Source organism: Brevundimonas sp. (assembly GCF_030704825.1).
GTDB lineage: Bacteria > Pseudomonadota > Alphaproteobacteria > Caulobacterales > Caulobacteraceae > Brevundimonas.
Genome location: NZ_JAUYNX010000032.1, coordinates 1 through 20,319, shown reverse-complemented (window position 1 = coordinate 20,319; position 20,319 = coordinate 1). Strand labels below are relative to the sequence as shown.

At 71.4% G+C, this 20,319-nt stretch carries 23 protein-coding genes and 1 pseudogene; 20 read left to right on the top strand and 4 right to left on the bottom strand.

Annotation, left to right across the window (positions count from 1 at the left end):
* The first annotated feature begins 5 nt into the window (after positions 1 to 5).
* Both Q8Q71_RS14575 and Q8Q71_RS14570 read left to right on the top strand, forming a co-directional pair.
* Positions 6 to 587, top strand: coding sequence for a fasciclin domain-containing protein (locus tag Q8Q71_RS14575; RefSeq protein WP_305760321.1), 582 nt, complete (start codon positions 6 to 8; stop codon positions 585 to 587).
* Positions 588 to 654: 67 nt separating this feature from the next.
* Positions 655 to 1,413: an NYN domain-containing protein gene (locus Q8Q71_RS14570; RefSeq protein ID WP_305760320.1), complete on the top strand. Its 759-nt coding sequence runs from the start codon at positions 655 to 657 to the stop codon at positions 1,411 to 1,413.
* Positions 1,414 to 1,427: 14 nt separating this feature from the next.
* On the opposite strand, the gene Q8Q71_RS14565 is transcribed toward Q8Q71_RS14570, so the two are convergent.
* Positions 1,428 to 2,552: a zinc-dependent alcohol dehydrogenase family protein gene (locus tag Q8Q71_RS14565; RefSeq protein WP_305760319.1), complete on the bottom strand. Its 1,125-nt coding sequence runs from the start codon at positions 2,550 to 2,552 to the stop codon at positions 1,428 to 1,430.
* A gap of 137 nt (positions 2,553 to 2,689) precedes the next feature.
* Between Q8Q71_RS14565 and Q8Q71_RS14560 the strand changes: the two genes are divergently transcribed.
* A complete protein-coding gene (locus tag Q8Q71_RS14560; protein WP_305760318.1) occupies positions 2,690 to 3,127 on the top strand; it encodes a thioesterase family protein in 438 nt (145 codons plus the stop codon).
* Here Q8Q71_RS14560 and Q8Q71_RS14555 read toward each other — a convergent pair.
* Complete coding sequence (locus Q8Q71_RS14555) at positions 3,124 to 3,324, bottom strand: hypothetical protein (RefSeq protein ID WP_305760317.1); 201 nt, start codon at positions 3,322 to 3,324, stop codon at positions 3,124 to 3,126. The genes Q8Q71_RS14560 and Q8Q71_RS14555 overlap by 4 nt on opposite strands.
* Before the next feature lie 167 nt (positions 3,325 to 3,491).
* Between Q8Q71_RS14555 and Q8Q71_RS14550 the strand changes: the two genes are divergently transcribed.
* Complete coding sequence (locus tag Q8Q71_RS14550; RefSeq protein WP_305760316.1) at positions 3,492 to 4,265, top strand: YebC/PmpR family DNA-binding transcriptional regulator; 774 nt, start codon at positions 3,492 to 3,494, stop codon at positions 4,263 to 4,265.
* 6 nt (positions 4,266 to 4,271) lie between these two features.
* Here Q8Q71_RS14550 and Q8Q71_RS14545 read toward each other — a convergent pair whose 3' ends face one another.
* Positions 4,272 to 4,496 carry a hypothetical protein gene (locus Q8Q71_RS14545; RefSeq protein ID WP_305760315.1) on the bottom strand — a complete coding sequence of 75 codons (225 nt, stop codon included), beginning with the start codon at positions 4,494 to 4,496 and terminating at the stop codon, positions 4,272 to 4,274.
* A 94-nt stretch (positions 4,497 to 4,590) separates the two neighbouring features.
* Between Q8Q71_RS14545 and Q8Q71_RS14540 the strand changes: the two genes are divergently transcribed.
* The 6 genes from Q8Q71_RS14540 (at position 4,591) to ruvB (ending at position 8,903) form a co-directional block, all read left to right on the top strand.
* Positions 4,591 to 5,295, top strand: a complete 705-nt coding sequence (locus tag Q8Q71_RS14540) for an MgtC/SapB family protein (RefSeq protein WP_305760314.1) — start codon at positions 4,591 to 4,593, stop codon at positions 5,293 to 5,295.
* 73 nt (positions 5,296 to 5,368) lie between these two features.
* A complete protein-coding gene (locus Q8Q71_RS14535) occupies positions 5,369 to 5,764 on the top strand; it encodes a cupin domain-containing protein (protein ID WP_305760313.1) in 396 nt (131 codons plus the stop codon).
* Positions 5,765 to 5,833: 69 nt separating this feature from the next.
* Positions 5,834 to 6,523, top strand: a complete 690-nt coding sequence (locus Q8Q71_RS14530) for an MgtC/SapB family protein (protein ID WP_371315969.1) — start codon at positions 5,834 to 5,836, stop codon at positions 6,521 to 6,523.
* A 47-nt stretch (positions 6,524 to 6,570) separates the two neighbouring features.
* Positions 6,571 to 7,086 (top strand): crossover junction endodeoxyribonuclease RuvC, encoded by a 516-nt coding sequence (gene ruvC, locus Q8Q71_RS14525; RefSeq protein WP_305760312.1) that lies wholly within the window; start codon positions 6,571 to 6,573, stop codon positions 7,084 to 7,086.
* Complete coding sequence (gene ruvA, locus Q8Q71_RS14520) at positions 7,083 to 7,700, top strand: Holliday junction branch migration protein RuvA (RefSeq protein ID WP_305760311.1); 618 nt, start codon at positions 7,083 to 7,085, stop codon at positions 7,698 to 7,700. Before ruvC ends, ruvA begins: the two co-directional genes overlap by 4 nt.
* Before the next feature lie 168 nt (positions 7,701 to 7,868).
* Positions 7,869 to 8,903, top strand: coding sequence for a Holliday junction branch migration DNA helicase RuvB (gene ruvB, locus Q8Q71_RS14515; protein WP_305760310.1), 1,035 nt, complete (start codon positions 7,869 to 7,871; stop codon positions 8,901 to 8,903).
* A 3-nt stretch (positions 8,904 to 8,906) separates the two neighbouring features.
* Here ruvB and Q8Q71_RS14510 read toward each other — a convergent pair whose 3' ends face one another.
* The gene (locus Q8Q71_RS14510; RefSeq protein ID WP_305760309.1) at positions 8,907 to 10,442 is read right to left on the bottom strand and encodes a serine hydrolase; all 1,536 of its coding nucleotides are present in this window, start codon (positions 10,440 to 10,442) and stop codon (positions 8,907 to 8,909) included.
* A gap of 115 nt (positions 10,443 to 10,557) precedes the next feature.
* Between Q8Q71_RS14510 and Q8Q71_RS14505 the strand changes: the two genes are divergently transcribed.
* The 10 genes and pseudogenes from Q8Q71_RS14505 (at position 10,558) to ftsH (ending at position 19,936) form a co-directional block, all read left to right on the top strand.
* Positions 10,558 to 10,947, top strand: coding sequence for a hypothetical protein (locus tag Q8Q71_RS14505; RefSeq protein ID WP_305760308.1), 390 nt, complete (start codon positions 10,558 to 10,560; stop codon positions 10,945 to 10,947).
* Positions 10,944 to 11,393 carry a tol-pal system-associated acyl-CoA thioesterase gene (ybgC, locus tag Q8Q71_RS14500; protein WP_305760307.1) on the top strand — a complete coding sequence of 150 codons (450 nt, stop codon included), beginning with the start codon at positions 10,944 to 10,946 and terminating at the stop codon, positions 11,391 to 11,393. The genes Q8Q71_RS14505 and ybgC overlap by 4 nt, the downstream gene beginning before the upstream one ends.
* Positions 11,394 to 11,522: 129 nt before the next feature.
* A complete protein-coding gene (tolQ, locus tag Q8Q71_RS14495) occupies positions 11,523 to 12,269 on the top strand; it encodes a protein TolQ (RefSeq protein WP_305760306.1) in 747 nt (248 codons plus the stop codon).
* A gap of 2 nt (positions 12,270 to 12,271) precedes the next feature.
* Entirely contained in the window at positions 12,272 to 12,730 is a 459-nt protein-coding gene (locus Q8Q71_RS14490; RefSeq protein ID WP_305760305.1) for an ExbD/TolR family protein, read from the top strand.
* A 4-nt stretch (positions 12,731 to 12,734) separates the two neighbouring features.
* Positions 12,735 to 13,514: a hypothetical protein gene (locus tag Q8Q71_RS14485; RefSeq protein ID WP_305760304.1), complete on the top strand. Its 780-nt coding sequence runs from the start codon at positions 12,735 to 12,737 to the stop codon at positions 13,512 to 13,514.
* 106 nt (positions 13,515 to 13,620) lie between these two features.
* Positions 13,621 to 14,991, top strand: a complete 1,371-nt coding sequence (gene tolB, locus Q8Q71_RS14480) for a Tol-Pal system beta propeller repeat protein TolB (RefSeq protein WP_305760303.1) — start codon at positions 13,621 to 13,623, stop codon at positions 14,989 to 14,991.
* A 129-nt stretch (positions 14,992 to 15,120) separates the two neighbouring features.
* Positions 15,121 to 15,675: a peptidoglycan-associated lipoprotein Pal gene (pal, locus tag Q8Q71_RS14475; protein WP_305760330.1), complete on the top strand. Its 555-nt coding sequence runs from the start codon at positions 15,121 to 15,123 to the stop codon at positions 15,673 to 15,675.
* 78 nt (positions 15,676 to 15,753) lie between these two features.
* Complete coding sequence (locus Q8Q71_RS14470) at positions 15,754 to 16,641, top strand: tol-pal system YbgF family protein (protein WP_305760302.1); 888 nt, start codon at positions 15,754 to 15,756, stop codon at positions 16,639 to 16,641.
* A pseudogene (gene tilS / locus Q8Q71_RS14465) lies at positions 16,638 to 17,891 on the top strand (tRNA lysidine(34) synthetase TilS); the annotation flags it as partial. The gene Q8Q71_RS14470 and the pseudogene tilS, both read left to right, overlap by 4 nt.
* 110 nt (positions 17,892 to 18,001) lie before the next feature.
* Complete coding sequence (ftsH, locus tag Q8Q71_RS14460; RefSeq protein ID WP_305760301.1) at positions 18,002 to 19,936, top strand: ATP-dependent zinc metalloprotease FtsH; 1,935 nt, start codon at positions 18,002 to 18,004, stop codon at positions 19,934 to 19,936.
* Positions 19,937 to 20,319 lie beyond the last annotated feature (383 nt).

Below are 20,319 nucleotides of genomic sequence, written 5' to 3'. Positions count from 1 at the left end.
TGACCATGGCGAAGACGACGATGCGCCGGGCGCTGGCGCCCCTTCTCTGTGCGATGGCCCTGGCCGGCTGCGGCGACGGCGCCGGCAAGGCCGACGGGGCGGCGGAGGCGACGGCCGCGCCCTCGACCCGGACCCTCGCCGAGACGTTGAAGGGCGACATCGCCTTCGGCACCCTGGAGCGGGTGCTGGACAACGCCGCCCTCGGCGAGGCGCTGGCGGGCAAGGGCCCCTATACGGTGTTCGCCCCCTCGGACGCGGCCTTCACCGCCTCGGCCGGCGATCTGGGCGACGAGGCGATGAAGGCCCAGGGCGCGGCCCTGCTGCGGGCCCATATCGTGCCGGGCGCCCTGACCCGGGCCGACATCGAGGCCGCCATCGCCCGCGAGGGCTCGGGCGAGGTGCAGATGCGCACCATGGCCAACAGCCTGCTGACCTTCTCGAAGGAGGGTGGAGTGGTGATCGTCGCCGGCGACAACGGGGCCCGCGCCCGCCTGACCGGGACCGAGACCCTGGCCTCGAACGGGGTGGTGCAGCCGGTCGACGCCCTGCTGGTCGGACCGGCGCCGGCGGCCGCGGCGGCCAACTGACGGCATTGACCCGGAGGGCGGCGCGGTCGACAGCTTCCGGCCTCGCCGCCCCCGAAAGCCGCCGCCCATGACCGTCGTCTCCAAAGCCCCCCGCCTCGCCGTGCTGATCGACGCCGAGAACGCCTCGGCCCGCATCGCCGAAGCCCTGTTCACCGAGATCGCCACCCTCGGCGAGGCCTCGGCGCGGCGCATCTACGGCGACTTCGCCAGCGCCCAGCTCACCGGCTGGACCAAGGTCCTCGCCCGCTACGCCATCCAGCCGCAGCAGAATTTCGCCAACACCAAGGGCAAGAATTCCGGCGACATCGCCCTCGTCATCGACGGCATGGACCTGCTGCATTCGGGTCGGTTCGACGGCTTCTGCCTCGTCTCCTCCGACGCCGACTTCACCCGCCTCGCCTCCCGCATCCGCGAGGAGGGCGTCGACGTCTACGGCTTCGGCGAGCAGAAGACCCCCGAGAGCTTCCGCCAGGCCTGCACCCGCTTCATCTACACCGAGAACCTGATCGCCCAGCCGCCCGAAAGCGCGGCTCCGGCGGGCGGCGGACGGGCGGCGGCGACGGCCTCGACGCCCGCCGCCTCGGGCAAGCGCAAGCCGGCCGAGGCGGCGCGCCTGGTCGCCGCGGTGATTTCCGAACTGGACGAGGACGGCGACGGCTGGGTCACGGTCAGCGGCCTGGGCGACCGGCTGCGCAACGCCTACCCGGACTTCGACCAGCGCACCTACGGCTGCGCCAAACTGTCCGACCTGCTCCGCGCCACCGGCCGTTTCGAGGTCCAGACCGGCGCCGCCGGCGGGGCCATGCGCATCCGCGACAAGGCTTGAGAGAGAGGGGGGCGCTAGAAGGTGATGACGGTGCGGACGGTGCGCCCGTCGGCCAGATCGTCGAAGGCGGCGTTGATCCCCTCCAGGCCGATCGTCCCGCTCAGCAGCCGGTCGACCGGCAGCCGTCCCTGCCGGAACAGGGCGACGTAGCGGGGGATGTCGCGGCTCGGCACGCAGGTCCCGATGTACGACCCCTTCAGGGTCCGCTCCTCGGCCACCAGCTGCACCACATTGACCGCCAGCGCCGCCTCGGGCGGGGGCAGGCCGGCGGTGACCGTGGTCCCGCCGCGCCGCGTCATCCGCCACGCCGCCTCCAGGGCCCGCACGCTGCCGGCCATCTCGAACACAAACTCCGCCCCGCCCCCCGTCAACGCCCGGACCTGCTCCACCGCATCGGCGTCGCCGGCGTTGACCGTCCGCACCGGCCCCAGCGACCGCGCCAGCGCCAGCTTGTCCTCGCTCAGGTCCACGGCGATGACGGGCGACGCTCCCGCCGCCAGGGCCCCCAGCACCGACGACAGCCCGACTCCGCCCAGCCCGACCACGACCACCGACTGGCCGGCCCGCACCCGCGCCGTATTGACCACCGCCCCCACCCCCGTCAGCACCGCGCAGCCGAACAGGGCCGCGTGCTCGAACGGCAGGTCGCGGTCGACCTTCACCAGCGACCGCCGCGACACCACCGCGTGTGCCGCGAAGGCCGAGCAGCCCAAGTGATGATTGAGCGCGCCCGCGACGTCGTGCAGCCGCCGGCCGCCGGCCAGCAGCTCGCCCTTGCCGTTGGCCGCCGCCCCCGGCTCGCACAGCGCCGGCCGCCCCCCGGCGCAGGGGTCGCAATGGCCGCAGCTGGGCATGAAGACCATGACCACATGGTCGCCGACCGTCAGGTCCGTCACGCCCTCGCCCAGCGCCTCGACCACCCCCGCCGCCTCATGCCCCAGCGCCATCGGCAAGGGTCGGGGCCGGTCGCCATTGATGACGCTGAGATCCGAATGGCACAGGCCGGCGGCCCGGACCGCCACCAGCACCTCGTCCCGTCCCGGCGGATCCAGCGTCACCGTCTCCAGCGACAGCGGCCGGCTGTCGGCATAGGGGCGGGCGGCGCCCGTGGTCCTGAGAACGGCGGCGATGGTCTGCATCCGGTGAGGCTAGGCGCTTGACGCCGCGTCCGCCAAGCCCAAGGCTGATAACAGGCGCGCCGAGACGCGCGGAATCAAAATCGCGCTCAAGCAGCGAGCGACCGCGTCGCGAGCGTTAGCGCACCAAGGGAGAATTCATGACCGGCACGATCGAACGGACGAAGCGGGGCGACTATCGCCGGTTCCAGGCCATCTCGACGCGCTGGATGGACAACGACGTCTACGGCCACGTCAACAACGTCGTCTACTATTCGTGGTTCGACACGGCGGTGAACCGGCTGCTGGTCGTCAACGGCGTGATCGACATCCACGAGGGCAAAACTATCGGCCTGGTGGTGGAGACCGGCTGCCGCTATTTCTCGCCGACGGCCTTCCCGGACGAGATCGAGGCCGGCGTCCGCGTCGCCCACGTCGGCACCTCGTCGGTGCGCTACGAGATCGGTCTGTTCCGCAACAAGGAGCAGGAGGCGGCGGCGGTCGGCTATTTCGTCCACGTCTATGTCGACCGGGAGAGCAAACGGCCCGTGCCCGTGGACGAGAAGATGCGCGGGTTCCTTGAGAGCCTGAAGGCCTAGTCGTCCAGCCGCCCCATGAGCGCAAGCGCCCCCACGGCTGTCAGCACGCCCAGGGCGAAGGCGGCGACGATGGCGCCGGTGGCGACGGCGGTCGGGACGGTGACGGGGCGGGCCTCGTACCATTCGACGATGTCGGCGTCGTCGAGATCGCCGTCGGCGTAGAGGTCGGCGTCGTAGATGGCGTCTTCGGCGGTCATGGAGGGGCTCCGGCGGGTTCGCTTGCGGAATGCCCCGCCAGCCTCGCGGTTCCTGCGCCGTGACAGCCGAGCCGCCATCGGCTAGATGCCCGGCTCACCCGCACCGGTCGAGCGCTCAAGCAGCGAGCGACCGCGTCGCGAGCGTCAGCGCCCAACAAGAGACTCACATGGCCGGCCATTCCAAATTCAAGAACATCATGCACCGCAAGGGGCGCGCCGACGCGCAGCGGTCCAAGCTGTTCTCCAAGCTGTCGCGCGATATCACCGTGGCCGCCAAGCTGGGCATGCCCGATCCGGCCATGAACCCGCGCCTGCGTCTGGCCGTGAACAACGCCAAGGCCGAAAGCCTGCCGCGCGACGTGATCCAGCGCGCCATCAACAAGGCCGCCGGCGGCGACGTCGATACGATGGAAGAGGTCCGCTACGAGGGCCGCGGCCCCGGCGGCGTGGGCATCATCGTCGAGGCCCTGACCGACAACCGCAACCGCGCCGCCTCCAACATCGGCGCGGCGTTCAAGAAAAACGGCGGGGCGCTGAGCGAGATGAACTCGGTGGCCTTCATGTGGAACCGGGTCGGCCGGATCATCTATCCCGCCGAGGCCGGCACCGAGGACGCGGTCATGGAGGCCGCCATCGAGGCGGGCGCCCAGGACGTCGAGAGCGATCTGGTCAAGCCCGACATCTACGAGGACGCGCCGGGCCACACCATCTGGACGAGCTTCGAGGACCTCAACGAGGTGGCCGAGGCCCTGTCGAAAATCCTGGGCGACGCCAAATCGACAGCACTGGTCTGGCGGCCGCAGAACGAGGTGCCGGTCACTGGCGAGGCGGTCGGCACGCTGATGAAGCTGCTGGACGCCCTGGACGCCGAGGACGACGTGCAGAACGTCTATTCCAACGAGGACATCTCGGACGAAGACCTGGCGAAATACACGGGCTGAGCCCGGTCAGGCGAAGGCGCGCGGCTCGGGCTCGATCCAGCCGTCGTGGCGCCGGATCGGCCGCCCGGGCCGGCGCAGGCGGATCAGGCTGTGCAGGCCGTCGGCGAGGTCGAGCAACTGCTCGTCCGACAGCTTGACGCCCGTGCGCAGGACCTCGGTCCGAAGGGCGGCGAAGTCGCTGGCGCACAGGCCGGGGCCGGGCACGCGGTGATCCGTCTCGGCGAGGCTCATGTCGATCTCCCTGAGGCGTTTCAATGCCCGGGGCCGATATCCGGTTCCGCCCCGGCCGGACAGGCGGAACGGGGCGCCGCGGCCAACCGTTGCCATGGGCATGGACATGACCGACCTGCCGGACTTCGCCCTGCCCCTGCTCGCCGCCGTCCTTGCCGGCGGACTGATCGGGTTCGAGCGGGAGTGGCGCGGTCGCGCGGCGGGCTTCCGCACCCACATCCTCGTGTGCCTGGCCTCGGCCCTGCTGATGGAGGCGGCGGTCTCGCAGGGCATGTGGCGATTCGCGCCCCTGGCCGAGACCGAGATCGTCAGCGACCCGACGCGGATGGCCCACGGCGTGCTGACCGGCATCGGTTTTCTGTGCGCGGGCGTGATCTTTCGCGCCGGCTTCTCGATCCACGGCCTGACCACGGCGGCGTCCCTGTGGATCACCTCAGCCATCGGCCTCCTGTTCGGAGCGGGCCTGTTCGCCCTGGGCGCGACGGGAACGGTGCTGACGGCCGTCATCCTGGTGGTCCTGAGGCTGATCGACATGAAGCTGCCGAAGAAGTCGGTGGTGGACGCCGAGGTGGTCTGGCGGCGCGCCGACCCCGAGGCCGAGGGCCGCATTGAGGCCGCGCTGGCCGGTCTGGACCGGGCCCGGCGCGCCGACCGGTTCGAACTCGTCGACAGGGGGGACAGCATGCGCCGCAGTTTCCGCCTGAAACTGGACGGGGAGGCGGGCCTGAAGGCGCTGGCGACGCGCCTGCAAGCCGTCGAGGGCGTCACCGGCTACCGGCTGGATCCCCGCGACGACTGACGCCCGCTTGAACTTCACCGTCGAATGACGATCTCCCGGGAGCCCCGTCGCCTCCCCTCCTGAAGGACCGCCCATGCAAGGCTTCATCGACAACATCGAGACCCTGACCACCGGCAACGCCGACTTCCGGCGCGTGCTCTACACCGGCAAACACCTGCAGCTGGTGCTGATGGCGCTGAAGCCGGGCGAGGAGATCGGCGAGGAAGTCCACGACGGCCACGACCAGTTCTTCCGGATCGAATCCGGCTCCGGCGAGGTGCTGATCGACGGCAAGCGCACGCCGATCAAGGACGACGACGCCATCATCGTGCCCTCCGGCGCCCGGCACAATGTGATCAACACCGGCGACGCGCCCCTGACCCTCTACACCCTGTACGGTCCGCCCGAGCACCGCGACGGCGTGGTCCGCGCCACCCGGGCCGAGGCCGAGGCCAGTGAGGAGCATTTCGACGGCGCGACCACGGAATAGAGCGGAGTCCTTGATCCCGGAGCTCCGCCGGGACTAGGCTGAAGATTCGTCAGTCAGCGGAGCGAATTCTTGATCAATTGGGAGCTGGTGGGGCCGGTGGCGGCGGCCATGGTCGCGGGCGGGCTGATCGGGGTCGAGCGCACCTACCACGGCCATCCGGCGGGCTTCCGCACCCACATCCTGGTGTGCCTGACCTCGTGCCTGCTGATGCTGGCCGCCATGCACCAGTCGACCTGGGCCTTCGACGCCCTGCCGGGGCAGACGGTGGTGATCGATCCGACCCGGATGTCGCACGGCCTGCTGACCGGCATCGGCTTCCTCTGCGCGGGGGTGATCTTCCGCGAGGGCTTCTCGGTGCACGGCCTGACCACGGCGGCCTCGCTGTGGGTGACCTCGGCCATCGGGGTGCTGTTCGGGGTCGGGATGCTGGACCTGGCCTTGCTGGGGTCGGGCGCCACCGTGGGCGTGCTGGCCGTGCTGCGCCTGATCGACGCCAAACTGCCCCACGTCGGGGTGATGGACGTGACCCTGCGCTGGAAGCGCGGCGAGGCCCCGACCGGCCAGGCCGTCCGCGACCTGCTGCGCGGCGAGGGGGTCAAGGTGGTGCGGCTCGGCCATGTGATGAGCCATGACGGCGCCATCCACGAACATCATCTGAAGGTGAAGGGGGCCATGCCGATCGACGTCGACGGCCTGGTGGCCCGCCTCGGCGGCCAGGCGGGCCTCGCCGGCTTCTCGATCCTGCCGCGCGAGGAGTGACGGCCGGTCATTGTCCGTCAACCTTGTTTGGGGCATGACTGGAACGAATGACGAACGCAGCGACTCGAATCCTGGGACTGGACCCCGGTCTGCGGCGCACCGGCTGGGGCGTGGTGGCGGCCGAGGGCTCGCGCCTGCGCTGGATCGCCCACGGCGTCGTCGCCCCGCCCGAGGCCGCGCCGTTCAGCGAACGGCTGCTGTTCCTGCTCGAGGCGGTGGGCCAGGTCTGCGCCGCGCATGATTGCGACGAGGCGGCCATCGAGGAGGTCTTCGTCAACATGAACCCCGTCTCGACCCTGAAGCTGGGCCACGCCCGCGCCGCCGTCATGCTGGCCCCGGCGCGGCATGGCCTGTCGGTCGCCGAATATTCGCCCAACCTGATCAAGAAGGCGGTGGTGGGCGCCGGCCACGCCGACAAGACCCAGATCGCCTTCATGGTGAAGCGGCTTCTGCCCTCGGCGGGCGACGTCAAGGCCGACGCCGCCGACGCCCTGGCCGTCGCCATCACCCACGCCCAGATGCGCAAGCGCGCCCTGCTGACGACCCTGCGAGGCGCCGCATGATCGGCCGTCTCAGAGGCGTGCTGGCCGAGGTCGAGGCGGATCACTGCCTGATCGACTGCGTCGGCGTCGGCTATGTCGTGTTCTGCGGGGCCCGCACCCTGCAGCGCCTGCCGGCGCCGGGCGACGAGGCGACCCTGCAGATCGAATCCACCTTCAACGCCGAGAGCGGACCGCGGCTGTACGGCTTCCTGACCCGCGACGAACGTCGGGCCTTCCTGACCCTGAACGGCATCCAGGGCGTCGGCCCCAAGGCCGCCCTGTCGGTGCTCGACGTGCTGCCGCCGGGCGAGCTGGCGGCGGCGGTGGCGCGCGAGGACAAGGCGGCCGTGGCCCGCGCCAACGGCGTCGGTCCCAAGCTGGCCCTGCGCATCGTCACCGAGCTGAAGGGCAAGCCGCTGGGCGATGTGTCGTTCACGCCGTCGGCCGCCGGGGCGCACGCCGACCTGGCCCCGCCGTCGCCCAGCGTCACGGGCGAGGCGGTGTCGGCCCTGCTGGGTCTGGGCGTGGCCGAGGTCAACGCCCGCCGCGCCGTCGACCAGGCGCTGATCCGGCTGGGCGACGAGGCCGACCTGTCGGCGGTGATCCGCGCCGCCCTGCAGGAGCTGGGGCGGTGATGTTTCTCCTCCCGCCGTCATCCTCGGGCTTGACCCGAGGATCAGACCTTCCGGTGCTGCGTCAGCGGCCGTCTGGACGATGCCGGAGGGCCATCTCCGGCGCACAGCCCCGCTTTCCCTCCGATCCTCGGGTCAAGCCCGAGGATGACGGCATGGGGAGGGCGAGCGATGACTGACGACCGGCTGGTGGATGCATCGCCCGCCCCCGGCGAGACGCACGACCGCGCCCTGCGGCCGCAGACGCTGTCGGAATTCGTCGGCCAGGAGCAGGCCAGGGGCAATCTCAAGGTCTTCATCGACGCCGCGCGCGGACGCGGCGAATCGCTGGACCACGTCCTGCTGTTCGGCCCGCCGGGCCTCGGCAAGACCACCCTGGCGCAGATCGTGGCGCGCGAGCTGGGCGTGGGCTTCCGCGCCACCTCCGGCCCCATCCTCGCCAAGGCCGGCGACCTCGCCGCCATCCTGACCAATCTCGAACCGCGCGACGTGCTGTTCATCGACGAGATCCACCGCCTCGCCCCGACGGTCGAGGAGATCCTGTATCCCGCCATGGAGGACCATGTGCTGGACCTGATCATCGGCGAGGGGCCCTCGGCCCGTTCGGTGCGGATCGATCTGGCGCCCTTCACCCTCGTCGGGGCGACGACCCGCGCGGGCCTGCTGGCCACCCCCCTGCGCGACCGCTTCGGCATCCCGCTGCGGCTGGAATTCTACACCCCCGAGGAACTGGTCCGCGTCATAACCGGGGCGGCGCGCAAGATGGGCGTGGCCGTCGACGACGAGGGCGCGCGCGAGATCGCCTCCCGCTCGCGCGGCACGCCCCGGGTGGCCGGACGACTGCTGCGCCGGGTGCGCGACTTCGCCGGGGCGGAGGGCTCTCCGGTCATCGACCGGCTGGCGGCCGCGCGGGCGCTGAGCCGTCTGGAGGTCGACGAGGCCGGCCTCGACAGCCTCGACCGCCGCTTCCTGCGCGCCCTGATCGAAAACTACGGCGGCGGGCCGGTCGGCATGGACACCCTGGCGGCCGCCATCGCCGAGGCGCGCGACGCGGTCGAGGACGTGATCGAACCCTATCTGCTGCAGCAGGGCTTCATCCAGCGCACGCCCCGCGGCCGCATGGCCTGCGCCCGGGCCTACGCCCACCTCGGCCTGACCGAGCCGCCGAAGCCCGCCGGGGCGGGGCAGGCGGCCCTGTTCGACTGACGACTAGGACGCCGGCGTCGGCGTCAGGCGGAAGTTCACGGCCTGGATGGTCGGCGGCCGGGTCGGGGCCAGGAGCAGGCGGCCATCGATCACGCCCTTGTCGCAGGTCCAGCGGAAGGTTCCGGACAGGGCGCCCGTGGCGGTGATCGGGGCGTCGGTCGCGCAGGCGCCGGCGTCGGCCCGCAGCTGGCCCAGCACCGTGCGCCAGTTCTCGACCGAGCGGTCCATGAGGAAATTCATCGCCAGCCGGTCCTCCGCGACCGAGACGTCTCCCGCCGCCCAGATGCGGCCGGCGTCGGCGTAGCGCTCGGCCAGGATATCGCTGGTGGCGAGCGGCCGGACCGGGGCGAGGCCGCCGCGCACGAGGGTCGAGGCGGCCTCGATCAGCGGGCCCGCCGGGCCGGCGTAGGTCCGGTTGGCGAAGGCGAACAGGCCTGTCCCCCGCTCGGGCATCAGGATCATGAAGGAGCCGTAGCCCGGATAGCCGCCGCCGTGCGCCAGATAGCCGCCGAGCTCGCAGTCGACGATCGCCTGCAGGCCCATGCCGTAGGCGCCGGAGCCGGGGCAGGGCTGGCCGTCGGCGCCGGTCCGGCCGCGCGGCGAGGCGAAGTTGGAGCCCTGGGCCATTTCGCGCACGGTCGAACGGCGGACAGGGCCGGTCTCGGGATCGTCGCGGGCGGGCCAGGCGGACAGCAGGAAGGCGATCCAGCGGGCATAGTCCTCGGCGCTGGTCTGCACCCCGCCCATCGAACCGAACACGCCGTGCCGCATGTCCGGCTCGCGCGACCAGGCGTCGTTCTCCCAGCGATAGCCGAGGGCGCGGCGTTCCTGGGGCGAGGCGAGGACGTCGTAGCCGCTGGAGGTCATGCCCAGCGGCCGCATGATCTCGGCCTCGATATAGTCGTTGTAGGGCCGGCCCGAGACGTTGGTGACGATGCGGCCGAGCAGGGCGTAGCCGAAGTTGGAATATTCGAACGCGGTCTGCGGCGCGCGGGTGAAGGGCACGCCGCCCTGCAGCATGCGGGTGAACTCCGCCTCGGTCAGGACCTGCTGCCGGTCGCCCCAGGGATCGTCGGTGACGAAGCCGCCGGTGTGGTTGAGCAGGTCGCGGACGCGGATGCGCGGCGAATCGGCGGTCGGGTAGGTCCAGCCCCTCATCTCCGGCACGTGGGTCTCGGCGAGGTCGTCGAGCGACAGTTTGCCCTCGTCGCGCAGTTTCAGGATCGCCAGCGCCGTGAAGGCCTTGGACATGGAGGCGATGCGGAACAGGCTGTCGGGCGCCACGGCCGGCCCGTCGACTGTGCGCACGCCCGCGGTCCGCAGGTGGATGATCCGGCCGTCCTGCACCACGCCATAGACCAGCCCCGGGGCGTGGGCGTTGGCCTGCCAGCGGTCGAAGGCCGCGTCGATGACCGGGATGGCCTCCTGCAGGGTGGATGGCGCCGGAGCGGCCGGAGTCGCGGCGGGCGTCTGGGCCTGCAGCGGGACGGCGGCCCCCAGCGTCAGGACCACGGCCAAGGCCAGAGCGTTGCGTCGCATCATCCCCTCCCGATTGCTGGGTCGAGACCTAACATCCATGCCGCGACGGGCCAATCCATCCGCGGGCTTCCCGAGCCGCCCGAACCCCGGCATGGTCGCGTTTCGTGGAGGTCGCATGGCGCGCAGGGCGATACGAACCGACAGACTGATCGCCGTGCTGGGCCTGACCGTCCTGGTGCTCGGCGTCGTGGCGCTGTGGTTCGTCGCCCAGGGATCCGGGGCGGGCTTCACCGAGGAACCGGCCTCCCGGCGCGTGCTGCGTCAGGCGCGGGAGCAACTGGGACGAACGGCCGAGGTCAGGCTGATCGAGCCGGGACGCGGGCGGGTCGTCTGCGGCTATGTCGCGCCGGGTCGCGGCGGCCGTCCGGTCGGCTTCATCTCCCGGCCCAACCGGATGCTGCTGAGCCACGATCCGCTGAACGCCGAGTTCCGGGCCATGATGAGCGCCGACTGCCCGGACTTCCCGGAGCCGCCGGGCCCGCGGCCGGTCGTGACCCGACCATGACCGACCGCCCCACCGCCGGCCGGTTCGAGGGCCGCGAGCATCGCCTGCCGGTCCGGGTCTATTACGAGGACACCGACTTCACCGGCCTGGTCTATCACGCCAACTACGTCCGCTATTTCGAGCGGGGGCGGTCGGATTGCCTGCGGCTGATGGGCGTGGGGCACGCCGAACTTCTGGACGGCGACCGGCCCATGGCCTTCGTGGTCTCGAAGATGGGGCTCGACTTCCTCAGGCCGGCGCGGATCGACGACGCATTGGTGGTGCGCACCCACTATGACGCGGTGAAGGGGCCCCGGCTGCTGATTTCGCAGGCGATCACGCGCGGCGACGACGTCCTGTGCCGGGCTGCGGTCGAGGTGGTCTGCATTCACATGGACGGGCGGCCGAGACGCCCGACCCAGGCCCTGCGGGACAAGATCGGCCCATGGCTGGAGCGGGAAGCGTAGCCATTTGACCGCCTGTCACGTGCAGACAGGTGACGCCGCGGCCGCACCTCGCTAGACCCGGCGGAAACGGCCACACAACCGCCACGCCCGTCCGGTGGACAGGGACGACAGACTTCCAGGACGCCTTGCATGACCCTCGCCGCTGACGCCTCGATGCTCAATCCCGTGGCCCTGTTCCTCGAAGCCGACATCGTCGTGAAGGCGATCATGATCGGCCTCGCCATCGCCTCGCTGTGGTCGTGGGCGGTGATCATCGACAAGGCCGTTCGGTTCGCCTCGCTGAACAGCCAGGCCGATAATTTCGAGAAGGCCGTCGGCTCGGGCCGGTCGCTCGAGGACGTGGCGGCCCAGGCCGGGCCGGATCCGGACCACCCGCTGCCGCGCATGCTGGTCATCGCCCTGGCGGACTGGCGCGAGGCGCGGACGCGGGGCCCGTTGACCGAGAACCAGGCCAATCTGCTGATGTCCCGCATCGACCGGGGACTGGACAGCCTGATCGCGCGCGAGGGCCAGCGGGTCGAGAACGGATTGGGCGTGCTGTCGGTGGTGGCGACCTCCTCGCCCTTCATCGGCCTGTTCGGCACGGTCTGGGGCATCATGAACGCCTTCGGGGCCATCGCCTCGGCGGGCAACACCAATCTGACCACCGTGGCGCCGGCCATCGCCGAGGCCCTGTTCGCCACCGCCATCGGCCTGGCCGCGGCCATTCCGGCCTATATCGCCTACAACAAATTCTCGATCGACGCGGGCAAGTTCACCGGCCGGCTCGAGAGCTTCGCCGACGATCTGCAGGCCGCCGTGGCGCGCCGGCTGGCCGGTCCCCCGGCCCCCGCGCCCCAGCCCCTTTCGGGCGACTACAGCCGCCGGGAGCTCTGAGCATGGCCCTGGCGGGTGGCGGCGGGGGCGGACACGTCCGGGGCCGCAGACGGCCGCGCAAGCGGCCCCTGAGCGAAATCAACGTCACGCCCCTGGTCGACGTGATGCTGGTGCTGCTGATCATCTTCATGATCTCGGCGCCGCTGCTGACGGTCGGCGTGCCGATCGAACTGCCCAAGACCGAGGCCGGGGCGGTCGACGCCTCGGACGAGCCGGTGGTCGTCTCGATCAAGCGCGACGGGGCCATCTATATCGGCGAAAGCGAAGTGGCGTGGGACCGGCTGGTGCTGCGCGTGGCCCAGGACGGCGGCGAGAACGCCCGCGACAAACCGGTCTTCGTCCGCGCCGACGGCCGCGCCCCCTACCAGGCCGTGGTGCGGGTCATGGCCCGGCTGAACGCGGCCGGCTTCACAAAGCTGAACCTGATTACCGACACCGCCGCGACGGATGCGGAGGGCTGACGGCTTGGAACGGCCCGGATCCGCGCTGACGGCCTCGATCGTCCTCCACGCCGCGGTCATTCTCGGCGTCGGCGCCTACGGCCTGCTCGGCTTCGCGCGCGAGCCCCTGCCGGTCGTCGCCGCCGTGCCGGTCTCGATCGTGTCCGACACGGTCATAGAGGCCGCCGCGGCCGACAATCCGTCCGAGGAACTGGTGGCCGACAACGCGACGACCGCGCCGGTCGCCCCGCCGCCCGAGCCCGCGCCGCCCGAACCGGTTCCTCCGGCCCCCGCGCCGACCCCGGTCAGGAAGGCGCCGACGCCGCGGCCCACGCCCCGGCCGACCCCGCCGCGCACCCGGCCGCCGGCCCAGCCGCCCCGCCCGACCCCGCCCCGCCGCGAGGAGACCCTGGACCTCGACGCCCTGGCCGGACCGCCGCGCCCCGCGACCCGCCCGGGCGCGCGCCCGGCGACGGGACAGTCCGGGGCCGGCTCCGCGCCCCAGGCCACGGGGCCGCAGGTCACGGCCATCTTCAACCAGGTCTATCCGAACTGGATCCTGCCCTGCGACATCCCCGGGGCGAACGAACTGCGCATCCAGATGGACGTCACCCTGTCGGCCGACGGCCGCATCGTCTCCGGCCCGACCCTGATCGCGCCCCGGTCTGACCCGGTCTGGCGCGCCGCCGCCGACGGCGCCGTCCGGGCCTTGCGCCAGACCGCGCCCTTCGACGTGCCGGCCGGCTTCCAGGGCGGGCGCTGGCGTCCGACCTTCAACACCGAGCGCGCCTGCCGCAATCGCTGACGAAGCCTGACAGGGCCTGAAAGTCGCCCCAATCGCGGCCATGCTGGTCTTATGCGCACGGTCTGGCGATAAGGGCCGGCGTAGGTCGAACTTGCGGGAGCCCCTGATGCGATTGAACCGACTTCTGGCCAGCGTCGCCGTCCTGGCGATGACGGTGAGCGCGGCGACCGCCCAGACGCCGCCGGCGCCGCCGCAGTCCGCCGATCCGGTCGAGGTCGAGATCGACCAGGGCGTGCTGCGGCCGATGCAGATCGCCGTCGTCGATTTCAACGGGCCGAACGGGACCGATCTCGGCGGCGTCATCCGCTCGGACCTGCGGCGCTCGGGCTATTTCGAGCCGATGGATCCGGCCGGCTTCATCGAGACCGGCCTGACCCTGGCCAACGCCCCCAACTTCCCGCAGTGGACCTCGATCGGGGCCCAGGCCGTGCTGTACGGCGCGGTGACGCCCCGCCCGGACGGCCGCAACGACTTCGGCTTCCGCCTCTACGACCCCTATCGCCAGTGCCAGCTGGCCTCCTACCAGTTCACCGCCACCCCCGAGCAATGGCGCCGCATCGGCCACAAGATCGCCGACCTGATCTATCAGCGCATGACCGGCGAGACCGGCTTCTTCGACAGTCGCGTGGTCTTCGTCTCCGAAAGCGGCACCCAGCTGAACCGCCTGTCGCGCCTCGCCATCTCGGACCAGGACGGGTTCAACCCGGTCTATCTGACCCAGGGCGACGAGGTGATCATGTCGCCCCGCTTCTCCCTGAACGACCCCAACGAGATCACCTATGTGGCCCTCGGGCGGGATTACAGCCGCATCTATCTGTTCAACCTGGCCACCGGCCGGCGCGAGAGCCTGGGCGAATTCGACGGCCAGGTGCTGGCGCCGCGCTTCTCGAACGACGGCTCGAAGATGGCCTTCTCGATCATCCGGGGCGGCAACACCGACGTCTATGTGATGGACCTGGCCAGCCGCCAGCTGCGCCGCCTGACCAGCGACCCGGGCATCGACACCTCCCCGACCTTCTCGCCCGACAACAGCCAGATCGCCTTCACCTCGGACCGCTCGGGCAGCGCCCGCATCTACGTCATGCGCGCCGACGGCTCGGGCCAGCGGGCCATCGCCCGCGGCGGCGGCCTGTACACCGCCCCGAACTGGAGCCCGCGCGGCGATCTGATCGCCTTCACCAAACAGGGCGGCGGCCGCTTCTCGACCGGCGTCATGCGGCCCGATGGCTCGGGCGAGCGCATCCTGTCCTCCAGCTATTTCGAGGAGGGCCCGTCCTGGGCCCCGAACGGCCGCTACATCATGTTCGCGCGCCAGAGCCCCGGCGGCGACACCCGGCTGTGGACCGTCGACCTCTCCGGCCGGGTGGTGTCGCAGGCGGGCTACGCCGGCCGGGGCACGGACCCCGCCTGGTCGCCGCTGCTCGACGAACAGCCGGCCAACCTGGGCGGCGGCGGCGCCGACGGCTGTCCCACCTGACCTCAAGCGGAGCCTTTCGGCTCAAACCCGCGTTATCGCGACTGGCGAAACCGCTGGCGCGTCAGTAGCAACCCTTTAAAGCCAAGCTGGAGACACCGGTCTCCAGGCCCTCAAGGAGACGACCCGATGATGAAGCCCTCGACCCTCGTCCGTCTGGCCGCCGTCGGCCTGGCCGTGACCGCGATCGCCGCCTGTACGCCCCGCACGCCCGCCGCCTCCGGCGCCGGCAACGAGGTCCCGCCGCCGTCCAACAACCAGTACGACGACAACAGCGCCGGGCCGGTCTCGGGCGGCAATCTGGGCGCGGCCGCGCCGGGCTCGGAACAGGACTTCGTCGTCAACGTCGGCGACCGGGTCTATTTCGATCTCGACAGCTACCAGATCCGGCCGGAAGCCTATCCGCGCATGGACGCCCAGGTCGCCTGGCTGCAGCGCTATCCGCAGGTCACCGTCCGCATCGAGGGCAACGCCGACGAACGCGGCACCCGCGAATACAACCTCGCCCTCGGCGCCCGCCGCGCCGAATCGGTCCGCGCCTACCTGGTCGAGCGCGGCGTCTCCGCCGGCCGCATCGACACCATCAGCTACGGCAAGGAACGCCCGATCGCGGCCGGCTCCACCGAGGAGGCCTGGGCCCGCAACCGCAACGCCCACACCGCCATCGTCTCCGGCGCCACGCGCTGACCTGACTCGCGGCCCTGTCGCCCTGGCGACGGGGCCGCGACCTTGAACCGGCCTCAAATCGGTGGGACGACAACGACCATGCTGAAGCTCCCCTCCGTCCTTCGTTCGCGCAACGCCCTGGTCACCCTGCTGGGCGTCGTCCTGATCGCGGGCACGACCGCGGTCGTGGCCCAGACCGCGCCGCTCGAACCCGTGCAGTGGGACAAGCGACGGCTGGACCAGCTGGACCGCAACGTCCGCCGCCTCGAGCGCGCCGTCACCCAGCGCAACGCCGCCGGCCAGCCGGTCATTATCGAACCCGACCCCGAGGTCGTGGCCCTGCAGGGCCGGGTCGGCCTGATGGACCGCCGGCTGTCCGACATGGAGGCCACCGTCCAGCGCGTGAACGGCGACATCGAGCGGCTGACCTTCCAGCTGGACGAGGCCACGCGCGACAACGGCGCCCTGGGGACGCGCCTGCGGGACGCCGAGGGCCGCATCCGGGCGATGGAGGCGGCGGCGGCGCGCGAGGCCGAGCTGAACGCCCCCATCCCCACCACCTCGCCCACCGGCGACGCCGCCCGCGACCTGACCGCCGCCGCCCGTCTGGCCGCCGGCGATCCCGCGCGCGGCGACCGCGCCCTGCAGACCGTCATCGCCGCCTGGCCCGACACGCCCCAGGCCCGCGAGGCCTCCAGCCGCCTCGGCGACCTGCGCGTCTCCGCCGGCGACCATGCCGGCGCGGTGTCCGCCTATGCGACGGCGCTGCAGGGCTGGCCGGCCGCGCCCTGGGCCCCGGCCACGACGCTGGAGCTGGCCAACGCCCTGAACGCTACCGACCGCAAGACCCAGGCCTGCACGGCCCTGACCGAGTTCACGCGCCGCTACGCCGAGGCCGCCAGCCCGGCGGTGCGCGCCCGCGCGGCCGAGACGCGGACCCGCCTCGGCTGCGCGGCGGCCCCGGCCCCGGCCCGGAGACCGGGCTGACGCAAGACCCCGCCGACTGGACCGGCCCTGCCCGGGCCGCCCTGTCCGCGCGGCTGGAAGCGAACCTCGCCCATCCGCTCGCGCTCGCCCTGTCCGGGGGCGGCGACTCCGTCGCCCTGCTGCGCGTCGCCGCCGGCTGGGCGCGCGAGAACGGCCGGCGGCTGCTGGCCCTGACCGTCGATCATGGCCTGAACCCCGACAGCGCCGGCTGGACCGCCTTCGCCGAAAGCGCCGCCCGCGCCGTCGGCGCCGACTGGCGCGGCCTGATCTGGACCGGGCCCAAACCCGCATCCGGCCTGTCCGCCGCCGCGCGCCGCGCCCGCCACCGCCTCATCGCCGACGCGGCCCGCGAGGCGGGAGCCCGTGTCGTCCTGTTCGCCCACACGGCGGACGACATCGCCGAGAGCGATCTGATGCGGGCCGAAGGCTCGACCCTCGGCCGTCTGCGCGACTGGGCCCCGTCTCCGGCCTGGCCCGAGGGTCGCGGCCTGATGCTGCTCCGGCCCATGCTGGGCGCCGGCCGGGCGGAGGTCCGCGACTGGCTGGCGGGGCAGGGGGCCGACTGGATCGACGATCCGGCGAACGAGGACCCGAAGCATGCGCGCAGTCGGGCGCGTGCGGCCCTTCTTCCATTGGGCGGAGGAGGCTCGCATGGCCAGCCGACGACGGGCGGCGCCCTTTCGCGCCTGGACGATGGCTTCGCCGCCGTGCGCTCGGGCCCTCTCCCCTCGGGAGAGGGATTCGTCCATCTCGATCGACGCGCCGACGCCCGCACCCTCGCTGCCGCCCTCGTCTGCGTCGGCGGCGGCGACCGGCTTCCGCGGGGAGACCGGCTGGACGCCCTTCACGCCCGGCTGGCCGGCGGCGAGGATTTCACCGCCACCCTCTGCGGCGCCCGTATCCAGGCCGCCGGCGATCAGAGTCTCGTGACCCGCGAGGCGGGCGAGCTGATCCGCCGCCCCCGTCCGCCCCTGCCGCTCCCGCCCGGCGTCGGGACCGTCTGGGACGGCCGCTGGGCGCTGACGGTCGAGGCCCCCGGCTGGTCCGCCGTCCCCGCGGCCGGCCGCATGGCGGCCCTGTCCGGCGCCGACCGGGCCGTGTTGAGGGGCCTGCCGCCTCCCGCGCGCGGGACCCTGCCTGTGCTGATCCGGAACGACGGGACTGCGCCGGTTCTTGCAGGGCGGGTCGGCATGGCGCGGTCGCTGGTCGAGGAAAGACTGGCGCTCGCGCTGGACCGAATGACGCACGAAAGGGATCTCGGCGGCGCCATCCATGGCGCATCGTCCCGGAACCACCTATTTTCGGGCGCTGAGACTACCGAACAGCGGGCGCTCCGGCGCAGCGAAGGACCGAGACGAGAATGAACCTGCGCAATCTGGCCATCTGGGGCGTCATCATCCTGGGCGCCATGGCCTTCTATGTGGCCGTCAGCCGTCCTGGCGGCCTGGCCGCTGCGCCCGGCGGCGAAAAGGCCGCGGCGGCGGCGCCGAAGGCGATGAGCTATTCCGAACTGCTGAAGGCGCGCGACGCCAACGGCATCGCCAGCATCGAGGTCAAGGGCGAGGTCATCAAGGCCAACCTGCGCGACGGCCGCGTGGTCACCGTCATCACCCCCGTTCCCAACGCGGCCCTGGTGGACAGCATCCAGGCCAAGGGCGCCGACGTCGACGTCAAGACCGCCCGCCAGTCGTGGCTGATCAGCGCCCTGATCGGCCTGCTGCCCTTCGTCCTGATCATCGGCCTGTGGATCCTGATCATGCGCCAGATGCAGGGCGGCGCGCGCGGGGCCATGGGCTTCGGCAAGTCCAAGGCCAAGCTGCTGACCGAGCACAAGGGCCGCAAGACCTTCGACGACGTCGCCGGCGTGGACGAGGCCAAGGAAGAGCTGCAGGAGGTCGTGGACTTCCTCAAGGACCCGGCCAAATTCCAGCGTCTGGGCGGCAAGATTCCCAAGGGCGCCCTGCTGGTCGGCCCTCCCGGCACCGGCAAGACCCTGCTGGCCCGCGCCGTGGCCGGCGAGGCCGGCGTGCCCTTCTTCTCCATCTCGGGCTCGGACTTCGTCGAGATGTTCGTCGGCGTCGGCGCCAGCCGCGTGCGCGACATGTTCGAACAGGCCAAGAAGAACGCCCCCTGCATCATCTTCATCGACGAGATCGACGCCGTCGGCCGTCACCGCGGCGCCGGCCTGGGCGGCGGCAATGACGAGCGCGAACAGACCCTCAACCAGCTGCTGGTCGAGATGGACGGCTTCGAGGCCAATGAAGGCATCATCCTGATCGCCGCCACCAACCGTCCCGACGTGCTGGACCCGGCCCTGCTGCGTCCCGGCCGCTTCGACCGTCAGGTCGTGGTGCCCAACCCCGACGTGGGCGGGCGCGAGAAGATCCTGCGCGTTCACATGAAGGACGTGCCGCTGGCCGCCGACGTCAACGTCAAGACCATCGCCCGCGGCACCCCCGGCTTCTCGGGCGCCGACCTGGCCAATCTGGTCAATGAGGCGGCCCTGATGGCGGCCCGCAAGGACCGCCGCATGGTCACCCATCGCGACTTCGAGGACGCCAAGGACAAGGTCATGATGGGCGCCGAGCGCAAGTCCATGGCCATGAACGAGGAAGAGCGCCGCCTGACCGCCTATCACGAGGGCGGCCACGCCATCGTGGCGATGAACGTCAAGATGGCCGACCCGGTGCACAAGGCGACCATCGTCCCGCGCGGCCAGGCCCTGGGCATGGTGATGCAGCTGCCGGAAGGCGACCGCTATTCCATGAAGTACCAGCAGATGGTCGACCGCATCGCCATCATGGCCGGCGGCCGCGTGGCCGAGGAACTGATCTTCGGCAAGGAGAACATCACCTCGGGCGCCTCGTCCGACATCCAGCAGGCCTCCAAACTGGCCCGCCGCATGGTCACCCAGTGGGGCTTTTCCGACATTCTCGGCACCGTGGCCTACGGCGAGAACGAGCAGGAGGTCTTCCTCGGCCACTCGGTCGCGCGCAGTCAGAACGTCTCGGAGGACACGGCCCGGATCATCGACGCCGAGGTCAAGCGCCTGGTCACCGAGGGCTGGAACGAGGCGCGTCAGATCCTGACCGACAAGGCCGCCGATCTGGAGACCCTGGCCCAGGCCCTGCTCGAGTACGAGACCCTGTCCGGTCAGGAGATCAAGGACCTGCTGGAGAAGGGCCTCGCGCCCAACCGCGACGAGAGCAACTTCCCCAACGCCGGCCCCTCGGTGTCGGTGCCGATCACCCCGGTGTCGGACGGCGTCTCGGTCGAGGTTCCGACGGTCCACTGAGGTCCGCCGCTGCCGCAGCGCCTTCTCCCCTTGAGGGTGGAGGGAGGTCGCATCGCGACCGACCGACCCTCAAGGGAGAAGGAACGCGTGCGACAATTTCATTTCCAGACACAGCAATTTTCGCGATCCGTCCGTTGTTTTTCCACGCCTTTCCGGAAAAGCAGCGTCATCAACGCGCCGCATGTGGGACCCGTGCGAGACTCTGCCCGTTCCGTCGCGGGGGAGGCGCAGAGGCCTTGCGTGATCTGGCGGCGGGATGTGGAGAAGCGGGGGCCCGGTTCCGGCCTGCCAATTGAAGGCAGGCGTTCGCCCGGGGTTCGATGGATGTCGGACGTCAGGGGCGAGGGGGATACTCGTCCGGTCCGGGGACCGTGTCGCAAGCA